The organism is Allopontixanthobacter sp., assembly GCF_034376665.1.
Taxonomy (GTDB): Bacteria; Pseudomonadota; Alphaproteobacteria; order Sphingomonadales; family Sphingomonadaceae; genus Allopontixanthobacter.
In genome coordinates, this window is sequence record NZ_JAXMJI010000057.1 from 1 (window position 1) to 4,577 (window position 4,577).

General features: G+C 60.9%; 5 protein-coding genes and 2 pseudogenes. 3 read left to right on the plus strand and 4 right to left on the minus strand.

Annotated features, from left to right (window positions below):
* Window positions 1–1,002: Hsp70 family protein (locus U0988_RS05860; protein WP_322291690.1), on the minus strand; the 1,002-nt coding region annotated here is incomplete at its 3' end.
* A gap of 225 nt (window positions 1,003–1,227) precedes the next feature.
* On the opposite strand from U0988_RS05860, the gene U0988_RS05865 reads away from it, so the two are divergent.
* Both U0988_RS05865 and U0988_RS05870 read left to right on the plus strand, forming a co-directional pair.
* Window positions 1,228–1,707 (plus strand): copper chaperone PCu(A)C, encoded by a 480-nt coding sequence (locus tag U0988_RS05865; RefSeq protein WP_322291691.1) that lies wholly within the window; start codon window positions 1,228–1,230, stop codon window positions 1,705–1,707.
* Window positions 1,708–1,730: 23 nt separating this feature from the next.
* Complete coding sequence (locus U0988_RS05870) at window positions 1,731–2,201, plus strand: vgr related protein (RefSeq protein ID WP_322291692.1); 471 nt, start codon at window positions 1,731–1,733, stop codon at window positions 2,199–2,201.
* Between the two features lie 16 nt (window positions 2,202–2,217).
* Here the strand turns inward: U0988_RS05870 and U0988_RS05875 are convergent, their stop codons facing one another.
* The 3 genes and pseudogenes from U0988_RS05875 to hrcA form a co-directional block, all read right to left on the minus strand.
* Entirely contained in the window at window positions 2,218–2,517 is a 300-nt protein-coding gene (locus U0988_RS05875) for a hypothetical protein (RefSeq protein ID WP_416172369.1), read from the minus strand.
* Between the two features lie 63 nt (window positions 2,518–2,580).
* A pseudogene (locus tag U0988_RS05880) lies at window positions 2,581–3,170 on the minus strand (nucleotide exchange factor GrpE).
* 17 nt (window positions 3,171–3,187) lie between these two features.
* Entirely contained in the window at window positions 3,188–4,231 is a 1,044-nt protein-coding gene (hrcA, locus tag U0988_RS05885) for a heat-inducible transcriptional repressor HrcA (RefSeq protein ID WP_322291693.1), read from the minus strand.
* 82 nt (window positions 4,232–4,313) lie between these two features.
* Here hrcA and U0988_RS05890 point away from each other — a divergent pair.
* A pseudogene (locus tag U0988_RS05890) lies at window positions 4,314–4,577 on the plus strand (ribonuclease PH); the annotation flags it as partial.

Sequence of the window (4,577 nt, forward strand, 5' to 3'; positions counted from 1 at the left end):
GTCGATCTGGTCTTTCGAAATGCCAGCATCCGCCAGCGCTTTCTTGCACGGGTCAAGCGTGCGCTGGATCAGCGCATTGACCATCTTTTCCAGATCAGCGCGGGTGATGGTTTCCACCAGATGCAACGGGGTGGTGCTGCCACCTTCCATGCGTGCGGTGATGAACGGCAGGTTGATTTCGGTCGAAGCGGCGCTCGACAGTTCAATCTTGGCCTTTTCGGCAGCTTCTTTCAGACGCTGAAGCGCGAGCTTGTCGGTCTTCAGGTCCATATTTTCCTTCTTCTTGAAGGAATCCGCCAGGAACTCGACAATCGCGTTGTCGAAATCTTCGCCGCCGAGGAAGGTGTCGCCGTTGGTCGACTTCACTTCGAACACGCCGTCCCCGATTTCGAGGATCGAGATATCGACAGTGACGCCGCCAAGGTCATAAACCTCGATCGTCTTGCCTTCGTCCTTGTCCATGCCATAGGCGAGCGCGGCCGCAGTCGGCTCGTTGATGATCCGCAGCACTTCAAGTCCGGCGATCTGGCCGGCATCCTTGGTGGCCTGACGCTGGGCGTCGTTGAAATAGGCGGGAACGGTAATCACGGCCTGGGTGACGGTTTCGCCAAGATAGCTCTCGGCCGTTTCCTTCATCTTTTGCAGGATGAAGGCCGATACCTGGCTGGGCGAGTATTTCTCGCTCGAGGCTTCGACCCATGCGTCGCCGTTCTTGCCCTTGACGATCTTGTAGGGGACGAGATCCATGTCCTTCTTGGTCATGGGATCATCGAACCGGCGCCCGATCAGGCGCTTGATCGCGAACAATGTGTTGTCGGGATTGGTGACCGCCTGGCGCTTGGCCGGCTGGCCGATCAGGCGTTCGTTGTCCTTGGTGAAGGCAACGATCGAAGGCGTCGTGCGCGCACCTTCGGAATTCTCGATCACCTTGGGCTTGCCGCCATCCATGACAGCAACACAGGAATTGGTTGTACCGAGATCGATACCGATAACTTTAGCCATGGTTTCCCCATCTAGTTCAATAATTGGACGTCACCTGTGTGCTTCCCGTAAACGGCGAAACAGCTCGGCAACTCGGAAATGCAAACCTGGGTGTCAGGTTCGATACTTGAATACTATGGCCGGGATATAGGTGCGGTTTTTGTTGGCACAAGGGATTGACGCAGCTACTCCCCGCCCATGTTCCGGGGGCAAATGTGTAGCCGCGAACGACAGGGAGAAGACCGCATGACGAGATCGTTTTTTGCAGCACTGGCGCTGACGAGTGCCACCTTCGCGCTCGGCGCGTGCGGCGGCGATGCACCGCAAGAGGCAGCAGCGCCCGACGCGGTGCCGGGTCTGTCGGTCGCCAACGCCCGCATGGTGCTCGCCGCGGTAGAGGGTAATCCGGCGGCGATCTATCTCGATCTGACCTATGAAGGCGACAAGAATGTTGCCCTGAACCGCGTGGCGGTGGACGGCGCGGAAAGCGCGGTGATGCATGAAATGGGCGAGTGGGACGGCGGCGTGCAGATGATGGAAATGCTCCCCATCGTGCTCAAGAAGGGCGACACGGTGAAGTTCGAACCGGGCGCGAAGCACATCATGGTGACAGGGGTTTCACCCGAACTGCAGGCCGGGGGCTCGACCGAGGCAACTCTCATCATCGCGGGCGGCGACAAGATCAGCTTTCCTGTTGAAATTCGCGGTGCCGGCGAAGACCGGTGACGCAAGCGGCCGCTTCGTGCCCCGTGGGCGGGGAGCGGCCACTTACTGCGGAAGAAATTGCTCTCGCCCGGACAATTTTCGGTGATGCGATCGACTATGCGCCGGTTCGTGTGCGGCGGCGAAAGTGGTTCCCTTTCCAGCCGAAGCGGACCGTAATGGCTCCGCGCGGACATCTCCATTTCCATCCGGGCGGAACGGCCTATTGCGATGATTTTTCGGCGCAAGGCTTGGCCCGACAAGGGCTGTTCCTTCATGAAATGACCCATGTCTGGCAAACGCAGACCAAAGGATCTTGGTATCTGGTTTTGAATCGCATGCCCTGGTCGCGGTATGATTATAGCCTCAAGCCGGGCTGGACACTGGAGCGCTACGGCATCGAGCAGCAGGCCGAGATAATCAAGCACGCCTTCCTGCTCAGGCGCGGCATCAAACTGGCCGGGGTAGCCGACAAATCCGCCTACGATCTACTGGTCAACTTCCCCGGCGCCGCGTGACAGCATCAACCACGGATTAACGGCGCGGATCGACCGGATACCCGCTGGTACCGAAGCAGTCATCGTCCAGATAGCCATCACGGTCGTAGCCGTCGCAGCCATCATCCTTGTCAACGAAATATCCGGCCAGGCTGCCCACCGCAGCCCCGGCTAGCGCGTAGCGAACTATATCGCCGCCCGTGATCGCCGCCACGCCTGCGCCCGCGGCGGCACCGGCCAGACCGCCTTCCGCAGCGTAGTTCTCAGCGCAAGCGCCCAGCGACAATGTCGAAAGCGCAAGTGCAGGCGCCATTATCATTCGTTTCATCATGGTCATTCTCCGTACAACCCTGTCGGGAAATCCAACGGCCAGGACCATGAACCTGTTCCAAATTAGATGTCACTCCGGCTTCTTGGCGACACCAACCATGCAGGACGCAGCAGGCGGTCCTTGATCATGTAACCCGCCTGCATTTCCTGCACGACGGTTCCCGGCTCATGCTCGTCCGTCGGAATTTCGAGCATCGCCTGATGCTGGTTCGGGTCGAGCGGGAGGCCCTTGGACGCGATGCGAGTGATGCCATGCTGGCTGAACACCTTGTCCAGTTCACGCATGGTCGCCTCGATTCCGGCAACCAGCCCCTTGAACTTGTCGTCTTCGCGCAGCTCCTGCGGCACGGAATCGATTGCCCGCGAGAGATTGTCCGATACCGACAGGATATCACGGGCAAAGCCGGTTGCGGCGTAGGCCCTTGCGTCGGCGATGTCTTTTTCCATCCGGCGGCGAACATTCTGCGTATCGGCACGGGCATAGAGCACGTCCTGCTTTGCCGCGTCGAGGTCGGCGCGCAACTGGTTCAGCGCATCCGACAGACTGACGTCATCACCTTCGCCTTCATCTCCCTCGCCATTGTCGAGGAATTCTTCGGGAACGCCTTTCAACTCTTCGGCCACCGCCTGGTCGTGCGATTCCGGTTTCTTCTTGTCCATGTCGTTTGTTTTTCCAGCTAACGGATCAGTTTGCCCAGTGACTGGGCTGTGAAATCAACCATGGGGACAACGCGCGCGTAATTCAACCGCGTGGGACCGATCACCCCCAGCACTCCTACCACTTTCCCTTCGCGGTCGCGGTAAGGTGATGCTATCACGGATGAACCTGACAGCGCGAACAGGCGATTCTCTGCCCCGATGAAGATCCGCGTAGCATCGGCTTCGCGGGCCCGCTCGAGCAGTTCGGCTACGGACTGCTTGTTCTCCAGATCGTCCAGCAACGACCTGACCCGTTCGATATCGCCCAGCGCTGCCTCGTCCAGCAGGTTGGCCTGGCCGCGGATGATCAGCACCGGCCGCGCGGCGGCATCAGCGCTCCATACGGCCAGCCCCCGCTCCACCAGGTCGCGGCTTGCCACATCGAGTTCGGACCGGCCGGATTGGATTTCCGCCGTCATCGCCGCTGCGGCCTCGGCCAATGTTCGCCCTGCGAGCCGCGCAGTAATGTAATTGCTCGCCTGCTCCAGCGAACTGGTGGCAGCAGGCTGCGACAGTTCGAGAATGCGGTTTTCGATCTGGCCGTCCTCACCCACCATCACCGCTAGTGCGCGGGTGGGTGTAAGCGGCACCAGACTCATCTGCGCCAGACGCGGTTCCCGGGTCGGGACCATCACCATTCCCGCGGCACCCGAAATATCCGACAGGATCGTGCTCGCCTGCTCCAGAGCGGCCTCGATCGGCCCCGGTTCGCCCAGACGCTTCTCGATCGCGGCGCGTTCCTGCCGCGTGGGTTCCGCGACCTGCATCATGCCGTCGACGAACAGGCGCAGCCCGGATTCGGTCGGCATCCGCCCGGCGCTGGTATGCGGCGCAGCCAGCAGACCGAGCGATTCCAGTTCCGCCAACACCGAGCGAATCGATGCCGGGGACAGGTTCACCCGGCCCGCCCCGGCCAGCGCCTTGGAGCCCATCGGCTGGCCGCTGGTAATGAAACCTTCCACCACCAGACGGAAAATCTCGCGCGCGCGGTCGGTCAATTCGGTTACAGGGGGGCTCGCCATCGCCGCAATGTAGCGACTGCCCTTGCAGCCTCAAGCCTCTTGCGACTAACGCGGCCCCAAGATCATCATCAAAGGAACACTAATGCGACCTTCAGGCCGCGCGCCGGACGAAATGCGCGCCATCACTATCGAGACGGGTTTCACGAAGCATGCCGAGGGTTCCTGCCTCGTCAGCTTCGGCGACACCCGCGTGCTGTGCACCGCGAGTGTCGAGCGGAACGTTCCGCCATGGATGCGCGGCAAGGGTGAAGGCTGGGTAACCGGCGAATATTCGATGCTTCCGCGCGCCACCCATACCCGCGGCAGCCGGGAGGCGGCGCGCGGGAAGCAAAGCGGACGAACGCAG